Origin of the sequence: Providencia rettgeri (genome assembly GCF_001874625.1) — a bacterium.
Classification (GTDB): domain Bacteria; phylum Pseudomonadota; class Gammaproteobacteria; order Enterobacterales; family Enterobacteriaceae; genus Providencia; species Providencia huashanensis.
In genome coordinates, this window is the sequence record NZ_CP017671.1 from 671,557 (window position 1) to 689,091 (window position 17,535).

Here is a 17,535-nt window from a genome sequence, read left to right on the forward strand (position 1 = left end):
ACCTACAATCTGAACTATGAGGGTTAAACTCGTCTGGTATCTGCATGAAATCAGGTTAGTTTCAAATTGTAGGGGGGCTAGCTTCGCTCATTCGTCCTAGTCACATACTTATGTATGCCCCTAGGGTCTCATCACTTGCCGCCTACCTACAATCTGAACTATGAGGGTTAAACTCGTCTGGTATCTGCATGAAATCAGGTTAGTTTCAAATTGTAGGGGTGTTGGCTTTGCTCATTCGTCCTAGTCACATACTTATGTATGCCCCTAGGGTCTCATCACTTGCCGCCTACCTACAATCTGAACTATGAGGGTTAAACTCGTCTGGTATCTGCATGAAATCAGGTTAGTTTCAAATTGTAGGGGGGCTAGCTTCGCTCATTCGTCCTAGTCACATACTTATGTATGCCCCTAGGGTCTTATTCACTTGCCGCCTATTGATAACCTAAACTATGAGAGGCTATTTGGTTAGAAAAAGGCAAAAAAAACCCGCCCCTGACTAGGCGGGAACATCGACAAAATGCAATGTTTGTGAAAATTACGGCTAAACACGTTCAATAATAGTGGCGATACCTTGACCAAATCCGATACACATAGTTGCTAAACCAAACTGTTTATCTTTAAGCTCTAATTGATTAAGTAAAGCGGTGGTGATCCTTGCACCTGAGCACCCTAATGGATGACCGAGGGCGATAGCACCTCCACTAAGATTTACTTTTTCGTCTAATTGATTCTCTGATAATTTTAAACCTTTCATGCAGGCTATTGATTGAGCTGCAAAAGCTTCATTTAGTTCAATAATATCAATATCATTTAAAGACAACCCTGCGCGTTTTAATGCAAGTTCGCTTGCTGGTACTGGCCCATAACCCATTATTGATGGATCACAGCCAACTACTGCCATTGCTCGTACTCTAGCTCGTGGCTTAATCCCTTGCTGGCTAGCATAGCTTTCACTCGTTAGCAGCATTGCGGATGCCCCATCAGATAGGGCTGATGAGTTCCCTGCCGTGACTGTACCACTGACCGGGTCAAATGCTGGTCTTAGAGCAGCTAGGCCCTGAAGGCTAGCATCAAAGCGGATGACCTCATCATAATTTACAGAAATAAGATTACCATTAGCGTCATGCCCGCTAATAGGGACAATTTCATTACTAAATTTCCCATTTTCTGTTGCTAAAGCAGCAAGTTGGTGAGATCTCAAGGCAAATGCATCTTGTTCTTCACGGCTAATTTTGTACATTTTTGCTAGCATTTCAGCGGTAAGGCCCATTGCGCCTGCGGCTTTGGCAACTCGTAACGTCAGTTTAGAGTTGAAATCTATACCATGAGTCATGGGGACATGCCCCATATGCTCGACGCCACCAATTAATACTGAGTTTGCATCGCCTGTCATGATGAGTCGGCTAGCATCATGTATTGCTTGCATTGATGAACCACAAAGGCGATTAACAGTCACAGCTGGAACAGTGTGAGGTATATCCGTGAGCAATGCCGCATTCTTGGCAATATTAAACCCTTGTTCTAAGGTTTGTTGGACACAACCCCATATGATGTCATCTAACTGTTTTTTACTTGCATTTGGATTGCGTTCAAAAATAGCATTCATAAGGTGCGCAGATAGGTCTTCAGCCCTGACATGGCGAAATACCCCACCTTTTGAACGGCCCATTGGTGTACGTATTCCATCAATAATGACGACATTTTCCATAAAATTAACCCCTCGCAACTTTTTTGACATCAACGGCCACAACAGGTGGTTGTGGGTAATATCTAGCATTAGTAACTGCTTTTTCTTTTAAACCTTTAGGTGCCTGATAAAGAGGGCTTAAATGCTCTAAAGATTCTGCTGTTTTGAAATAAGACTGGCTACCCAAAGTATCTAAGTAGCAGAATGCGCCACCTCTAAATGGTGGGAACCCTAGACCATACACGAGAGCAATATCTGCATCTGATGGGCTCTGAATAATGCCTTCTTCTAAACAACGGACAACTTCATTGACCATTGGGATCATCATTCGAGCAATAATTTCTTCTTTGGTAAAAGAACGTTTTGTTGAGCAAATAGAAGCGAGTAGTTCATCTGTATGAGGGTCATTAACTTTTTTCGGCTTACCTTTTTTATCTTTTTCATATAGATAAAAGCCCTTGCCATTTTTTTGACCAAAACGCTGCTGTTCAAACATCACACTTATGGCATTTTTGCCTGTTTTACTCATACGCTCAGGGAAACCTTCGGCCATGACTTGTTCAGCATGGAAAGCAGTATCAATACCGACAACATCGAGAAGATAAGCAGGGCCCATAGGCCAACCAAATTCTTTCTCCATGATTTTATCTATTTCTCTAAAATCAGCCCCATCTTGCAAAAGTAAATTAAAACCTGCGAAATAAGGGAAAAGGACTCGGTTAACAAAGAAACCAGGGCAATCATTAACGACAATAGGGGTTTTCCCCATTTTATTCGCATAGGCAACAACTTTGGCGATAGTATCTTCAGATGTTTGTTTCCCTCTGATAATTTCAACTAATGGCATACGGTGTACTGGGTTGAAGAAATGCATTCCACAGAAATTTTCTGGGCGTTTTAGTGAGCTTGCAAGTGTCGAAATTGGAATGGTAGAGGTGTTTGATGCTAATAAGGTATCAGGGGCAATAAGGGATTCTACCTCAGTGAGCACAGCGGCTTTAATTTTGGGGTTTTCAACAACAGCTTCAACGACGATTTGGCTGCTTTCAATACCTGAATAGGATAATGAAGGGTGTATAGCAGCTAATGTGGTTGCCATTTGTGCAGCGGTGATTTTCCCTCTTTCAAATTGCTTGTTTAACAGCTTTTGTGCTTCCTCAATCCCTAACTCTAATGATTTCTCATTGATATCCTTCATTAAAACTGGCACGCCCCTACTGGCGGACTGATAGGCAATGCCTCCACCCATAATCCCAGCACCAAGCACTGCGGCATGCGTTGGAGTACTAACATGCTGTGAGAGTTTTTTGCTATTAGATTTAACATGTTGATCATTCAGAAAAATACTGACTAATGCGCGAGCAACATCACTATGGGCGAGAGGTACAAAAGCTGCGGTTTCATGTTTTAATGCTTCATCTCGTGCACAGTTTGCTGCTTTTTCAATTGTATTTACAGCAGCCATTGGCGCAGGGTAATGTTTCCCAGCAGCCTGATACACCATTCCTTTTGCCACATTGAAACTCATTGTTTGTTCAATAGGGCTTAATTGTAATGGCTCTAGTTTTGGTTGGCGTTTTTTCTGCCAATTTAGTGCACCTGCAATAGCTGATTCAATGATAGTCAGTGCAGATTGAGGTAAGAGTTGGGTATCAACAACAGCGTCGATAAGACCAAATTTTAATGCTTGAGCGGCATTGATATCTTTACCTGCGGTAATAATTTCTAAGGCACTATCTAAACCGATTAGACGAGGCAGACGTACGGAACCACCGAATCCAGGCATAATACCAAGTTTTGTTTCAGGAAGCCCAATTCGAGCGTCGGGTGATGCGATACGAAAATCAGTGGATAAAACGCACTCACAGCCACCACCTAAAGCATAGCCATTGATAGCGCAGATAGTAGGAACTGGCAAATCTTCAATGCGGTTAAAAATGGTATTGGCATATTGTAACCAATTACTTAGCGTTTCTTTTGATGCCTCAAATAGAGATAAAAACTCTTTAATATCAGCTCCAACAATAAACGCTGGTTTATCAGAACGGAAAATAACACCTTGCAGATCGGTTTGCTGCTCTAGAACAGTCACGGCTTCATCAAGTGAAGCAACGGTGTGGGTATCCATTTTATTAATCGGCCCTGGTGAGTTAAAAACCAGTTCTGCAATCCCTTTTTTCAACCATTGAATATAGATTGTTTCACTTTGATAAAGCATTCTGCTCTCCTTTACATGGTAATGGTATCTGGTATGACCAGATGAAATGAGTGTGACCAGAATGTTAATTAATTGCAAATGGTTAATGACAAAAATGGAATGCGGGTCACAGCAATTAAGCGAAATAATAATGAATTAAAATGATATTATCATTATTTATCAATATATTAAGTTAGGTTTGCAATAGAGTGCATATCCGTTAATTTCAGAACGTGGTAAGCTTGAATTTTCTAATTAATGCTGAAAGGTTGAAAGAAATGGAAAAATTGACTGCACTCTACGCTGAACATATTAAAACGTTACAATACAGAACTCAGCAAGTCTTACAGCGCAGCAAATTAGATGCCATATTGATTCATTCAGGTGAACCCCTACGCATCTTTCTTGATGATAGTGATTACCCTTTTAAAGTTAATCCTCATTTTAAGTCTTGGGTACCTGTTACTGATGTCCCACATTCTTGGTTACTCATTGATGGCGTAAATAAGCCTAAATTATGGTTTTATTCGCCAGTTGATTATTGGCATAGCGTTGAGCCATTACCAGATGGTTTCTGGACTAAAGACATTGACTTAATCCACCTAAAGAATGCGGACGATATCAAAGGGTTTCTGGCGAATATCCAAAAAGACAATATTGCCTATATCGGCTCTGCAACAGCAAGAGCGGAGTCATTAGGCATCTCTTTGCATAATATCAACCCAAAACCGGTTTTAGACTATTACCATTTCCATCGTTCATATAAAACAGACTATGAGCTTTACTGTATGCGTGAAGCACAAAAAATGGCGGTGAATGGGCACCTTGCAGCACTTGAAGCATTCCGTGCAGGAATGAGTGAATTTGATATTAATATCAGTTATTTACAGTCTACTGGCCATCGAGATACCAATGTGCCATATGGTAATATTGTTGCTCTAAATGAAAATGCAGCCGTACTGCATTACACCAAGTTGCAGCAAACAGTTCCTAATGAATTACGTAGTTTTCTGATAGACGCTGGTGCAGAGTACAATGGCTATGCAGCTGATATTACTAGGACTTATGCCGCAAAAGGCAAGGATGAATTTGCTGAATTAGTGGCGGATGTAAATAGCGAACAGCTTTCATTAATTGATACAATTAAAGCTGGGGTTCGTTATACCGATTATCACGTGGATATGCATCATAGGATCGCAAAAATCCTCGCTAAACACGATATTATAAAAGGTATTAGCGAAGAATCGATGGTCGAAAATGGGTTAACAACACCATTTTTACCTCATGGCTTAGGGCACCCTTTAGGGCTGCAAGTGCATGATGCTGCTGGCTTTATGCAAGACGACAGCGGGGCTCACCTTGCTGCTCCGAAAATGTATCCTTTCTTGCGCTGTACTCGTGTATTAGAACCTAAAATGGTATTAACAATTGAACCAGGTCTGTATTTCATTGAATCTTTACTCGCTGAGTGGCGAAATGGTGAATATAGTCAGCATTTTAATTGGGATAAAATAGAGTTCTTTAAACCTTATGGCGGTATTCGTATTGAAGACAATATAGTGATCCACGCTAACCGAATTGAAAATATGACTCGAGACTTACATTTACGTTAATGAAACCTTATTTAATACCAGCAGAAACGATTTCGTTTACTGAAGAAATTAAAAAAAGTCGTTTTATTACGTACTTAGCACATACCGAGGGTATTGAAGCGGCAAAAGATTATATCCAATCGGTTAAAGCTCAATATCCAGATGCTCGGCATCATTGCTGGGCATTTGTTGCTGGGCGTCCTGATGACTCGCAACAATTAGGTTTTTCTGATGACGGCGAGCCAACAGGAACGGCTGGCAAACCCATTATGGCACAACTTTTGGGAAGCAACTTAGGGGAAGTCACTTGTGTCGTTGTGCGTTATTTTGGTGGGATAAAACTGGGGACTGGCGGGTTAGTTAAAGCTTATGGTAATGGTGTACAGCAAGCACTGAAAATTTTACCAACACAAACTAAAGTGCCACAAAAAGTGTTTAATTTAGTATGTGATTACTCATTGGTTAATGCAATTGAGCAGCTACTTATTCAGGTGAATGGCGTGGTTTTACACAGTGATTATAATGAAGCTGTCTCTTTGCAAATTGCAATTCCTGCTACCCTTCAGCAGGAAGTCAATGATAAATTACGCGATATAAGTCGTGGTGCCTTGTCGCTCACGCCAGAATCGGAATAGTAAACAGCTTTAGCAAGGAATCTGCCGAATGCATTTTCGCGCAATAACCCGTATTGTCGGGCTGCTAGTCATCATTTTTTCATTTACCATGGTTATACCAGGTATTGTGGCGCTAATTTATCGCGATGGCGCAGGGCGAGCCTTTAGCCAGACTTTTGTGACTGCGTTATTGATTGGTCTTTTTTTATGGCTACCTACGCGTAATAGCCGTCATGAACTTAAGGCAAAAGAAGGCTTTCTTATTGTCGTATTATTTTGGACTGTTCTGGGGAGTGTTGGGGCATTACCTTTTATCTTTTCAGAGAGACCAAACCTTTCCGTTACTGATGCTTTTTTTGAATCATTTTCGGGGTTAACCACTACTGGCGCAACAACGCTAACAGGGCTCGACTCGTTACCTAAAGCAATATTATTCTATCGGCAAATGCTTCAATGGCTTGGCGGTATGGGGATCATTGTACTCGCCGTTGCAATCTTGCCTCTACTGGGTGTTGGGGGGATGCAGTTATATCGAGCGGAAATGCCGGGGCCTTTGAAAGACAATAAAATGCGCCCACGTATTGCAGAAACTGCAAAGACGTTATGGCTTATTTATGTATTGCTAACGATTGCTTGTGCTGTTGCTTTGTGGGTAGCTGGTATGGATGTTTTTGATGCTATATCCCATAGTTTCTCAACAATTGCTATTGGTGGTTTTTCTACACATGATGCAAGTGTAGGTTATTTTAATAGCCCAGCGATTAACACCATCATTGGGGTATTTCTGCTCATCTCTGGCTGTAATTTTGGTTTACACTTCGCTGTATTAACTGGGCGTAGCCTTGGCATTTATTGGCGTGACCCTGAATTTAGAATGTTTATTAGCTTCCAGTTTGTTCTAGTCGTGATCTGTACTTTAGTTTTAATGTATCACTCAGTTTATGGTAGCTTTGGGCAAACGCTCGATCAGGCATTTTTCCAAGTTGTATCAATGGCGACAACTGCTGGTTTTACAACAGATAGCTTTTCGGGGTGGCCACTTTTTTTACCGATGCTTTTATTATGTGCGGCATTTGTTGGTGGGTGTGCAGGGTCAACTGGGGGCGGGCTAAAAGTTATTCGCATTTTGTTACTCTTCTTGCAAGGTTCTCGGGAACTAAAACGTCTGGTTCATCCAAATGCGGTATACACGATCAAGTTAGGCCAAAGAGCGCTCCCTGAAAGAATTATAGAAGCGGTATGGGGGTTTTTCTCCGCATATGCTTTGGTTTTTATTGTCAGCTTATTACTTTTGATAGCAACGGGCGTTGATGAGTTTTCTGCTTTCTCTGCTATAGCCACCACATTAAATAACTTAGGCCCGGGTCTAGGAACAGTTGCTGACAACTTTACCTCTATGAATCCAACTGGGAAATGGATATTAGTTGTGACTATGTTATTTGGGCGTTTGGAGGTCTTTACTGTATTGGTACTGCTGACACCGACTTTCTGGCGTGAGTAATTGAGTACAACCTAATATAGAAATGATAATAATCTAGGAACGATGATGAGCTATTTACTTTTACATTCCAGTACGGATGGGCAAACAAAAAAAATTATTTTAAAGATGGCTGAGCAGCTACGGACATTAGGTCGAGAGTGTGATATTCGTGATTTAAACACTGAGCAAAGCTTAAATTTGGCGGCTTATGACAAAGTATTGGTGGGGGCATCGATTCGTTATGGTCATTTTAATAAAAAGCTACTTCGTTTTGCGACTACTCACCAAAACCAATTGAATTCAATGAACACAGCCTTCTTTGCTGTAAATCTTACAGCAAGAAAAGAAGGGAAAGACACAGTAGAAACAAACGCATACACACGTAAGTTTTTAGAAGCTTGCCCTTGGAAGCCAACATTAAAGTCTGTTTTTGCTGGAGCCCTCTTTTATCCACGTTATAAATGGTTCGATAGAACTATGATCCGCCTAATAATGAAAATGACAGATGGTCCGACTGACCCAAATACTGAAATTGAATACACTAATTGGGAGAACGTTACCCAATTTGCTAGTGAGTTTGATAAACTGTAGGTCTTTTTATCAACAAAATGCAGCAGGTTTGCACGATTTGTTTAATAAATCAGCGCTTGAAAAGAAATATTAAAAAAACACTTGCTAGATTTTCTGGGCTCCCTATAATGCGCATCCGTTGTCACGATAAACCGGCTCGAAGAAAACCTCGAAGCCTTGTGATAACAGAGGTGAGAAAGAAAAAGTTGAAAATAAACGCTTGACTTTCTAAATAAAAAACGTAATATACGTCACCTCGCGACAACGACCTAAGTTAATAAAAACTGAGTCGAATTTCCAAAAGAAATGTCGCAACGCTCTTTAACAATTTATCAGACAATCTGTGTGGGCACTCACAGGACACTATCAAAAAAATATTTGATTTTAAGTCTTGAAGAGTGACTAACACGTTAATTCATATATATGAACTAATAGGTAATCTGGTTTCTTCGGAAATCAGGCGACAGTAAACATTCTTTGAGCATCAAGCTTTTTAATTGAAGAGTTTGATCATGGCTCAGATTGAACGCTGGCGGCAGGCCTAACACATGCAAGTCGAGCGGTAACAGGGGAAGGTTGCTTCTCGCTGACGAGCGGCGGACGGGTGAGTAATGTATGGGGATCTGCCCGATAGAGGGGGATAACCACTGGAAACGGTGGCTAATACCGCATAATCTCTTAGGAGCAAAGCAGGGGAACTTCGGTCCTTGCGCTATCGGATGAACCCATATGGGATTAGCTAGTAGGTGGGGTAATGGCTCACCTAGGCGACGATCCCTAGCTGGTCTGAGAGGATGATCAGCCACACTGGGACTGAGACACGGCCCAGACTCCTACGGGAGGCAGCAGTGGGGAATATTGCACAATGGGCGCAAGCCTGATGCAGCCATGCCGCGTGTATGAAGAAGGCCCTAGGGTTGTAAAGTACTTTCAGTCGGGAGGAAGGCGTTGATGCTAATATCATCAACGATTGACGTTACCGACAGAAGAAGCACCGGCTAACTCCGTGCCAGCAGCCGCGGTAATACGGAGGGTGCAAGCGTTAATCGGAATTACTGGGCGTAAAGCGCACGCAGGCGGTTGATTAAGTTAGATGTGAAATCCCCGGGCTTAACCTGGGAATGGCATCTAAGACTGGTCAGCTAGAGTCTTGTAGAGGGGGGTAGAATTCCATGTGTAGCGGTGAAATGCGTAGAGATGTGGAGGAATACCGGTGGCGAAGGCGGCCCCCTGGACAAAGACTGACGCTCAGGTGCGAAAGCGTGGGGAGCAAACAGGATTAGATACCCTGGTAGTCCACGCTGTAAACGATGTCGATTTGAAGGTTGTTCCCTTGAGGAGTGGCTTTCGGAGCTAACGCGTTAAATCGACCGCCTGGGGAGTACGGCCGCAAGGTTAAAACTCAAATGAATTGACGGGGGCCCGCACAAGCGGTGGAGCATGTGGTTTAATTCGATGCAACGCGAAGAACCTTACCTACTCTTGACATCCAGAGAACTTAGCAGAGATGCTTTGGTGCCTTCGGGAACTCTGAGACAGGTGCTGCATGGCTGTCGTCAGCTCGTGTTGTGAAATGTTGGGTTAAGTCCCGCAACGAGCGCAACCCTTATCCTTTGTTGCCAGCGATTCGGTCGGGAACTCAAAGGAGACTGCCGGTGATAAACCGGAGGAAGGTGGGGATGACGTCAAGTCATCATGGCCCTTACGAGTAGGGCTACACACGTGCTACAATGGCGTATACAAAGAGAAGCGACCTCGCGAGAGCAAGCGGAACTCATAAAGTACGTCGTAGTCCGGATTGGAGTCTGCAACTCGACTCCATGAAGTCGGAATCGCTAGTAATCGTAGATCAGAATGCTACGGTGAATACGTTCCCGGGCCTTGTACACACCGCCCGTCACACCATGGGAGTGGGTTGCAAAAGAAGTAGGTAGCTTAACCTTCGGGAGGGCGCTTACCACTTTGTGATTCATGACTGGGGTGAAGTCGTAACAAGGTAACCGTAGGGGAACCTGCGGTTGGATCACCTCCTTACCATTGAAGTGTTTTTGTGAAGTGCTCACACAGATTGTCTGATAGAAAGTAGAGCAATGGCTTTACGTGGGAGACTTATTCGAAAGGATAAGACTTACACGAAAATAGCAAAACGGTGTTTTGCAATTGAATTTTCGTGTCCCCTTCGTCTAGAGGCCTAGGACACCGCCCTTTCACGGCGGTAACAGGGGTTCGAATCCCCTAGGGGACGCCAATTGCGCCGATATCGAGTGAAAGACGATGTCCCCAATAATGATTAAGCCAATTACGTTGTAGTTGGTTTAACAATTATGCTCTTTAACAATCTGGAACAAGCTGAAAATTGAAAACAACGCACATTGTTTATCGCTTAAACAATGTGAGAGTCTCTCAAAAATCTCAACTTGAAGTGTTTTTCAAACACACAAACGAGTGGCATGAGCGAGCAGTGTGAAATTCAAGGCGGCTAGCGCGCAGCAAGCGCAGCGTACAATAGTACGTGAGCATTGCGAGCACTACCCAACGAAGAAGTTCACCACGCACAGCCATGACGTTAAGTGTCGTCTGATAAGAAGACACCTTCGGGTTGTGAGGTTAAGCGACTAAGCGTACACGGTGGATGCCTAGGCAATCAGAGGCGATGAAGGACGTGCTAATCTGCGATAAGCGTCGGTAAGGTGATATGAACCGTTATACCCGACGATTTCCGAATGGGGAAACCCAGTGCAATCCGTTGCACTATCGTTTGATGAATACATAGTCAAACGAAGCGAACCGGGGGAACTGAAACATCTCAGTACCCCGAGGAAAAGAAATCAACCGAGATTCCCCTAGTAGCGGCGAGCGAACGGGGAGCAGCCCAGAGTCTTAATCAGCATTAGTATCAGGAGAACGGTCTGGAAAGTCCGGCAGTAAAGGGTGATAGCCCCGTATCTGAAGATATTAGTGTTGTGAACTCGACGAGTAGGGCGGGACACGTGTTATCCTGTCTGAATATGGGGGGACCATCCTCCAAGGCTAAATACTCCTGATTGACCGATAGTGAACCAGTACCGTGAGGGAAAGGCGAAAAGAACCCCGGCGAGGGGAGTGAAATAGAACCTGAAACCGTGTACGTACAAGCAGTGGGAGCCTTGATTTATCAGGGTGACTGCGTACCTTTTGTATAATGGGTCAGCGACTTATATTCTGTAGCAAGGTTAACCGTATAGGGGAGCCGTAGGGAAACCGAGTCTTAACTGGGCGAATGAGTTGCAGGGTATAGACCCGAAACCCGGTGATCTAGCCATGGGCAGGTTGAAGGTTGGGTAACACTAACTGGAGGACCGAACCGACTAATGTTGAAAAATTAGCGGATGACTTGTGGCTGGGGGTGAAAGGCCAATCAAACCGGGAGATAGCTGGTTCTCCCCGAAAGCTATTTAGGTAGCGCCTCGTGAACTCATCTTCGGGGGTAGAGCACTGTTTCGACTAGGGGGTCATCCCGACTTACCAACTCGATGCAAACTACGAATACCGAAGAATGTTATCACGGGAGACACACGGCGGGTGCTAACGTTCGTCGTGAAGAGGGAAACAACCCAGACCGCCAGCTAAGGTCCCAAAGTCATAGTTAAGTGGGAAACGAAGTGGGAAGGCTCAGACAGCCAGGATGTTGGCTTAGAAGCAGCCATCATTTAAAGAAAGCGTAATAGCTCACTGGTCGAGTCGGCCTGCGCGGAAGATGTAACGGGGCTAAACTATGCACCGAAGCTGCGGCAGCGATATGTAAATATTGTTGGGTAGGGGAGCGTTCTGTAAGCCTGTGAAGGTGTACTGTGAGGTATGCTGGAGGTATCAGAAGTGCGAATGCTGACATAAGTAACGATAATGCGGGTGAAAAACCCGCACGCCGGAAGACCAAGGGTTCCTGTCCAACGTTAATCGGGGCAGGGTGAGTCGACCCCTAAGGCGAGGCAGAAATGCGTAGTCGATGGGAAACGGGTTAATATTCCCGTACTGGTGATAATTGCGATGGGGGGACGGAGAAGGCTAGGCTGGCCGGGCGACGGTTGTCCCGGTTTAAGGATGTAGGCAGGTGAATTAGGCAAATCCGGTTCACTATATGCTGAGGTCTGATGACGAGTCACTACGGTGGCGAAGTAGCTCATGCCCCGCTTCCAGGAAAAGCCTCTAAGCTCTAGATTATCACTAATCGTACCCCAAACCGACACAGGTGGTCAGGTAGAGAATACTCAGGCGCTTGAGAGAACTCGGGTGAAGGAACTAGGCAAAATGGTGCCGTAACTTCGGGAGAAGGCACGCTGGCGCTAGGTGAAGTGGTTTACCCATGGAGCTGAAGCCAGTCGCAGATACCAGCTGGCTGCAACTGTTTATTAAAAACACAGCACTGTGCAAACACGAAAGTGGACGTATACGGTGTGACGCCTGCCCGGTGCTGGAAGGTTAATTGATGGGGTTATCCGTAAGGAGAAGCTCTTGATCGAAGCCCCAGTAAACGGCGGCCGTAACTATAACGGTCCTAAGGTAGCGAAATTCCTTGTCGGGTAAGTTCCGACCTGCACGAATGGCGTAATGATGGCCAGGCTGTCTCCACCCGAGACTCAGTGAAATTGAACTCGCTGTGAAGATGCAGTGTACCCGCGGCAAGACGGAAAGACCCCGTGAACCTTTACTATAGCTTGACACTGAACATTGAGCCTTGATGTGTAGGATAGGTGGGAGGCTTTGAAGTGTGGACGCCAGTCTGCATGGAGCCAACCTTGAAATACCACCCTTTAATGTTTGATGTTCTAACGTTGCCCCGTTATCCGGGGTGCGGACAGTGTCTGGTGGGTAGTTTGACTGGGGCGGTCTCCTCCCAAAGAGTAACGGAGGAGCACGAAGGTTGGCTAAGCATGGTCGGACATCATGCGGTTAGTGCAAAGGCATAAGCCAGCTTGACTGCGAGAGTGACGGCTCGAGCAGGTACGAAAGTAGGTCTTAGTGATCCGGTGGTTCTGAATGGAAGGGCCATCGCTCAACGGATAAAAGGTACTCCGGGGATAACAGGCTGATACCGCCCAAGAGTTCATATCGACGGCGGTGTTTGGCACCTCGATGTCGGCTCATCACATCCTGGGGCTGAAGTAGGTCCCAAGGGTACGGCTGTTCGCCGTTTAAAGTGGTACGCGAGCTGGGTTTAGAACGTCGTGAGACAGTTCGGTCCCTATCTGCCGTGGGCGTTGGAAGATTGAAAGGGGCTGCTCCTAGTACGAGAGGACCGGAGTGGACGCACCACTGGTGTTCGGGTTGTCATGCCAATGGCATTGCCCGGTAGCTAAGTGCGGAAGAGATAACCGCTGAAAGCATCTAAGCGGGAAACTTGCCTTGAGATGAGTCTTCCCTGACCCTTTAAGGGTCCTAAAGGAACGTTTAAGACTAAGACGTTGATAGGTTGGGTGTGTAAGCATAGCGATATGTTGAGCTAACCAATACTAATGAACCGTGAGGCTTAACCTGACAACACCGAAGGTGTTTTAGAGATTGAGAGATGAGGTTGATTCAATGAGCGTGAGAAGCCGAGAGGCGAGGGACACAGCAGCTTGTTCAAGATTGCAGTTCTGGTTTAGTGACGAAATGCGCTAAACGGGAACAAACCGAATTTGTCTGGCGGCAATAGCGCGGTGGTCCCACCTGACCCCATGCCGAACTCAGCAGTGAAACGCCGTAGCGCCGATGGTAGTGTGGGGTCTCCCCATGTGAGAGTAGGGAACTGCCAGACATTAAATTAGTGAGAAAGCCACCCATTGGGTGGCTTTTTTGCGTTTGGGGGGTAGGTGATGAGGCGTGGCAGTGTGGAGCGAAGAGTGAGGTGTTCAGTCTCAGGGCGACTCTGATTGTGAGGGCTCTGCCTAGGGTAATGAGGCATTGAGACCACTGCATATTTTATTATCCTGTAGGCTAACTTCTAACTTCTAACTTCTAACTTCTAACTTCTAACTTCTAACTTCTAACTTCTAACTTCTAACTTCTAACTGCTAACTGCTAACTGCTAACTGCTAACTGCTAACTGCTAACTGCTAACTGCTAACTGCTAATGTCTAGCTTCTAAATTAACAGTCTGATTAGCAGAGGACTAGGTTAACCCCTCATTAGTACAGAGATATTCTTTTCCTGCCCATCTCGTTTTCAGCAATTAAGTCACTTCGGTGAAAGGGATGATGACACGAGTGGAGGTTCTCTTTGTTGACTCGGCTCGTGACTCCTCGTGATTAATCATTAGCTTAGTGAATGTGCTTTGTATTTATGGCACTTATTGTCATCGAGGACCAATAATCCACTCAGTAACTTACGAGTACGTCTACTTCATTTTTTATCATTTTAACCCTTATCGTAGTTCCTTTTCTCATCTAAAATCACCCTCAGTATTTATGCTACACCTTGTTGTTGATAGTCAATAATTCACTTAGCAACTAACTTGTGTGATCACCTTGCTTATTGTGCTCGTGCTTTTTATTCGGTTTCTTATCATCGTATTGGTTATGGTCATGCATAAGCCCTTATTACTGGCTTTGTCAAAATGACATCTATATAGAAAATACAGATAAATGGCAGATATGGTTCGAAATGATGGGCTAATTAGTAGTCAGCTCAGTAATTAATTTTTTTGTATCTTAGGCGAAATTGATAGTGGCTAATAGGTGCTCATTTTGTTTACTTAGCCCGTTACTTCTCATGATTGAAAACAGAAAAAATAGAAAGCGGTAAGCTAATCAAAAATTAGCTTAATAATTAATCACTGTAATTATGATAATTTTTAAGCTTAGCTAAATAATAACCAACTTAGAAATTAACTTTTATTATTAAATTGTTATTGCGCTAGTTTTATTGTATCCCTTATCATTCAAATATATAGATGCCCATGAATCATATTTTACGATGTATTAAAATATAAAATTGATTGATTTAAAACGAATGGTCTGGCATTACTTATTGTCCTCTATATTTAATAAAATTTGCTATTAAACATAATAAAACTATACCATTATAATTATTATTCCTCCCTAATTAATAATGTTTGATAGTTAAAGTTTAAAAATGATGAGTTTTAGTTTTTACTATAAATAAGTAAAAAGACAGTTGTAAATTGTTTATTTTTTCTTTTTTTAGAGAGGGTATATGGTTTTGCTGAATGGAAAAAACTTAAAACTTTATGATATAGAATTAATTATGAATGGTGAAGATATTGCTGTGGATTATATGGTAGTGGAAAAATTAGAAGAAAGCCATAACCTATTAATATTAGAGGCCGAGAAAGGAGCAAGGATATATGGTCTAACAGTAGGTGTTGGCTTAAATAAAGATACGGAATATATAAAATTAAATGGTAGGTTTACTGAAGAGCTAATTGAAAAATCAACGATATTTAATAAAAAACTAATACGTGCACATTCTGTGGGTATAGGTAAGCCAATAGATAGCTGTTTAATTAGAGGGATCATGGGAATTCACATTAACATGTTACTTAATGGTTATAGTGGAATTCAACCTAGAATAATTAATAGCTATGTCGAATTACTTAACAGAGATATCATTCCTTTTATCCCAAGCATGGGTTCTATTGGTGAGGGGGATATTACTATATTGAGTCATATAGGGCTTACATTATTAGGTGAGGGAGAGGTAATTTACCAAGGTAAAACAATGTCTTCTTCAAAGGCACTTCAACTTGCGGGCATTCCCCCCATAGAACCTTGGGCAAAAGATTCACTCTCTTTATTATGTTCAAACGCTTATTCTGTTGCTATAGCAGCTGCTGCGTTATTAAAAACAGCACATTACATAAATATAAGTGAGTTATTGTATTGTTTAAATCTTCAAGCCTTAAATGGTAACCTCTCACCTTTAAATCAGCAGGTTTTGGATGCTTGTGCATACCCTGAAGTTATTGCAATGGGAGAAAAACTTAGAAGCCTATTAGTTGGTTCTTCGTTGGAATGTTACGACGATGAACGTCATTTACAAGACCCTCTAAGCTATCGTTGTGGGGTATATCGGCTAGCAGAGTTGCGTTTAAGCTATGAACAAGCTAAAGAACAGCTCCTCATTCAAGTAAATGGATCAAATGATAATCCATGCGTGCTCACTAAACATGTAAATAATAATTTGGCTGAAAATGATTGTCATCAGGCAGTGCTTCCAAGTGGAAATTTTGAAACACTACCTTGGGTTTTATCTATCGAAAAATTAAGTTTAGCGATTGCTCATAATGCACTAGCAAGTGTACAGCAGATAGTAAAACTTAATGACCCTTATTTTACACAGCTAACTCGGTTTTTAGGTAATAGAACTGCATTTCATGCACTTGGTGCCATTGAAAAGCCCGCAGTTACTTTAGCAATGAGAATTAAATATCTAGCAATGCCAGCTTCATTAGATTACTTCTCTGTCGCAGGTGGTGTTGAGGATACTGCGACGAATGCACAGTTTGTTGCTGAAAAATTAAAAAATCAATTAATGTATGGATATGAATTAATTTCGATTGTGTTTTTATGTGTGGTACAAGCAATTAATTTAAGAAAAGAGAAAGATCCCTCTTATTTATTATCTTCAAAAACAGATAGTATTTATCATATGATAAGTGAATGTATTGATTTAAATGGTGAAGATAAATCACTTTCAAAAGAATTAACACTGATACATGATTATATCTTAAATTATGAAATATAATCATCGGGCAGTTAATTAAGCTAAATTGAAATTTAATGATGGGTATTTAGTCAGTATTTTTTTAAACCACGGAGTAAAAATCTCCGGTTGTTGATTAATTTCATAAATAAGTTTAGAAATACTAACCCAGCGGATGGATGCGACTTCTTCAATATTGGGATAGATCACTTTATTATAGTGGCCAACATATAGGTGGTCATATTCATGTTCTATTAATCCTCCACTCACTTCAGCATGGTAAGTGAATGAACCAACATGAGTTAAAGGCGTGATGAACCCTAATTCTTCATTAAGTCGTCGTTGTGCGGCTTGTAGGGTATCTTCATGTGGTTTTGGATGACTACAGCATGAATTAGCCCATTGGCCAGCAGAGTGATACTTATGAAGCGCTCTTTGCTGGATAAGCAATTCATTTTGGTCATTAAAAATGAAAATAGAGAAGGCGCGATGTAAGCGACCGAGTTGATGTGCGAGTAATTTAGGCATTACACCTATTGGTTCATCATTTTCATTAACTAAAATTAACTGATCTTCCATTTTTATTATTTCCATTAAAAACTATACGTATAGTTTATTATAACTAAAAATAAAAGTTTGCAAATTAGAGCTATTTATCTCTTATTTTAGTTTAATTCTTAGTCTTATTTTTTTTAACTCGCAGCTATTTTATT

The 17,535-nt window shown here is 42.5% G+C and carries 8 protein-coding genes, 1 tRNA gene and 3 rRNA genes; 9 read left to right on the top strand and 3 right to left on the bottom strand.

Annotated elements, in window-relative coordinates; all coding sequences use genetic code 11:
- Positions 1-541: 541 nt before the first annotated feature.
- Both fadA and fadB read right to left on the bottom strand, forming a co-directional pair.
- On the bottom strand, positions 542-1,708 hold the full coding sequence (gene fadA / locus RB151_RS02885; protein WP_042848818.1) for an acetyl-CoA C-acyltransferase FadA: 1,167 nt from the start codon (positions 1,706-1,708) through the stop codon (positions 542-544).
- A 4-nt stretch (positions 1,709-1,712) separates the two neighbouring features.
- The gene (gene fadB / locus RB151_RS02890; RefSeq protein WP_071547683.1) at positions 1,713-3,905 is read right to left on the bottom strand and encodes a fatty acid oxidation complex subunit alpha FadB; all 2,193 of its coding nucleotides are present in this window, start codon (positions 3,903-3,905) and stop codon (positions 1,713-1,715) included.
- Positions 3,906-4,162: 257 nt separating this feature from the next.
- Between fadB and pepQ the strand changes: the two genes are divergently transcribed.
- The 9 genes from pepQ (at position 4,163) to RB151_RS02935 (ending at position 16,864) form a co-directional block, all read left to right on the top strand.
- Positions 4,163-5,497: a Xaa-Pro dipeptidase gene (gene pepQ / locus RB151_RS02895; RefSeq protein ID WP_042848816.1), complete on the top strand. Its 1,335-nt coding sequence runs from the start codon at positions 4,163-4,165 to the stop codon at positions 5,495-5,497.
- The gene (locus RB151_RS02900; RefSeq protein WP_042848815.1) at positions 5,497-6,111 is read left to right on the top strand and encodes an IMPACT family protein; all 615 of its coding nucleotides are present in this window, start codon (positions 5,497-5,499) and stop codon (positions 6,109-6,111) included. Before pepQ ends, RB151_RS02900 begins: the two co-directional genes overlap by 1 nt.
- Positions 6,112-6,139: 28 nt before the next feature.
- A complete protein-coding gene (gene trkH, locus RB151_RS02905) occupies positions 6,140-7,591 on the top strand; it encodes a Trk system potassium transporter TrkH (RefSeq protein WP_071547684.1) in 1,452 nt (483 codons plus the stop codon).
- Positions 7,592-7,636: 45 nt separating this feature from the next.
- The gene (hemG, locus tag RB151_RS02910; RefSeq protein ID WP_071547685.1) at positions 7,637-8,161 is read left to right on the top strand and encodes a menaquinone-dependent protoporphyrinogen IX dehydrogenase; all 525 of its coding nucleotides are present in this window, start codon (positions 7,637-7,639) and stop codon (positions 8,159-8,161) included.
- A gap of 473 nt (positions 8,162-8,634) precedes the next feature.
- A 16S ribosomal RNA gene (locus RB151_RS02915) occupies positions 8,635-10,174 on the top strand.
- 138 nt (positions 10,175-10,312) lie between these two features.
- A tRNA-Glu gene (locus RB151_RS02920) sits at positions 10,313-10,388 on the top strand.
- A gap of 357 nt (positions 10,389-10,745) precedes the next feature.
- A 23S ribosomal RNA gene (locus RB151_RS02925) occupies positions 10,746-13,654 on the top strand.
- Positions 13,655-13,800: 146 nt separating this feature from the next.
- Positions 13,801-13,916 (top strand): 5S ribosomal RNA (gene rrf / locus RB151_RS02930).
- The 16S, 23S and 5S rRNA genes sit together here with 1 tRNA gene alongside, the layout of an rRNA operon.
- A gap of 1,397 nt (positions 13,917-15,313) precedes the next feature.
- Complete coding sequence (locus tag RB151_RS02935) at positions 15,314-16,864, top strand: aromatic amino acid ammonia-lyase (RefSeq protein WP_071547686.1); 1,551 nt, start codon at positions 15,314-15,316, stop codon at positions 16,862-16,864.
- Between the two features lie 15 nt (positions 16,865-16,879).
- Here RB151_RS02935 and idi read toward each other — a convergent pair whose 3' ends face one another.
- The gene (gene idi / locus RB151_RS02940) at positions 16,880-17,401 is read right to left on the bottom strand and encodes an isopentenyl-diphosphate Delta-isomerase (RefSeq protein WP_071547687.1); all 522 of its coding nucleotides are present in this window, start codon (positions 17,399-17,401) and stop codon (positions 16,880-16,882) included.
- Between the last annotated feature and the right edge of the window lie 134 nt (positions 17,402-17,535).

Coding starts and splice junctions, on each gene's coding strand:
- fadA (WP_042848818.1), bottom strand. CDS start 1,708: ATGGAAAATGTCGTCATTATTGATGGAATACGTACACCAATGGGCCGT.
- hemG (WP_071547685.1), top strand. CDS start 7,637: ATGAGCTATTTACTTTTACATTCCAGTACGGATGGGCAAACAAAAAAA.
- idi (WP_071547687.1), bottom strand. CDS start 17,401: ATGGAAGATCAGTTAATTTTAGTTAATGAAAATGATGAACCAATAGGT.
- fadB (WP_071547683.1), bottom strand. CDS start 3,905: ATGCTTTATCAAAGTGAAACAATCTATATTCAATGGTTGAAAAAAGGG.
- trkH (WP_071547684.1), top strand. CDS start 6,140: ATGCATTTTCGCGCAATAACCCGTATTGTCGGGCTGCTAGTCATCATT.
- pepQ (WP_042848816.1), top strand. CDS start 4,163: ATGGAAAAATTGACTGCACTCTACGCTGAACATATTAAAACGTTACAA.
- RB151_RS02900 (WP_042848815.1), top strand. CDS start 5,497: ATGAAACCTTATTTAATACCAGCAGAAACGATTTCGTTTACTGAAGAA.
- RB151_RS02935 (WP_071547686.1), top strand. CDS start 15,314: ATGGTTTTGCTGAATGGAAAAAACTTAAAACTTTATGATATAGAATTA.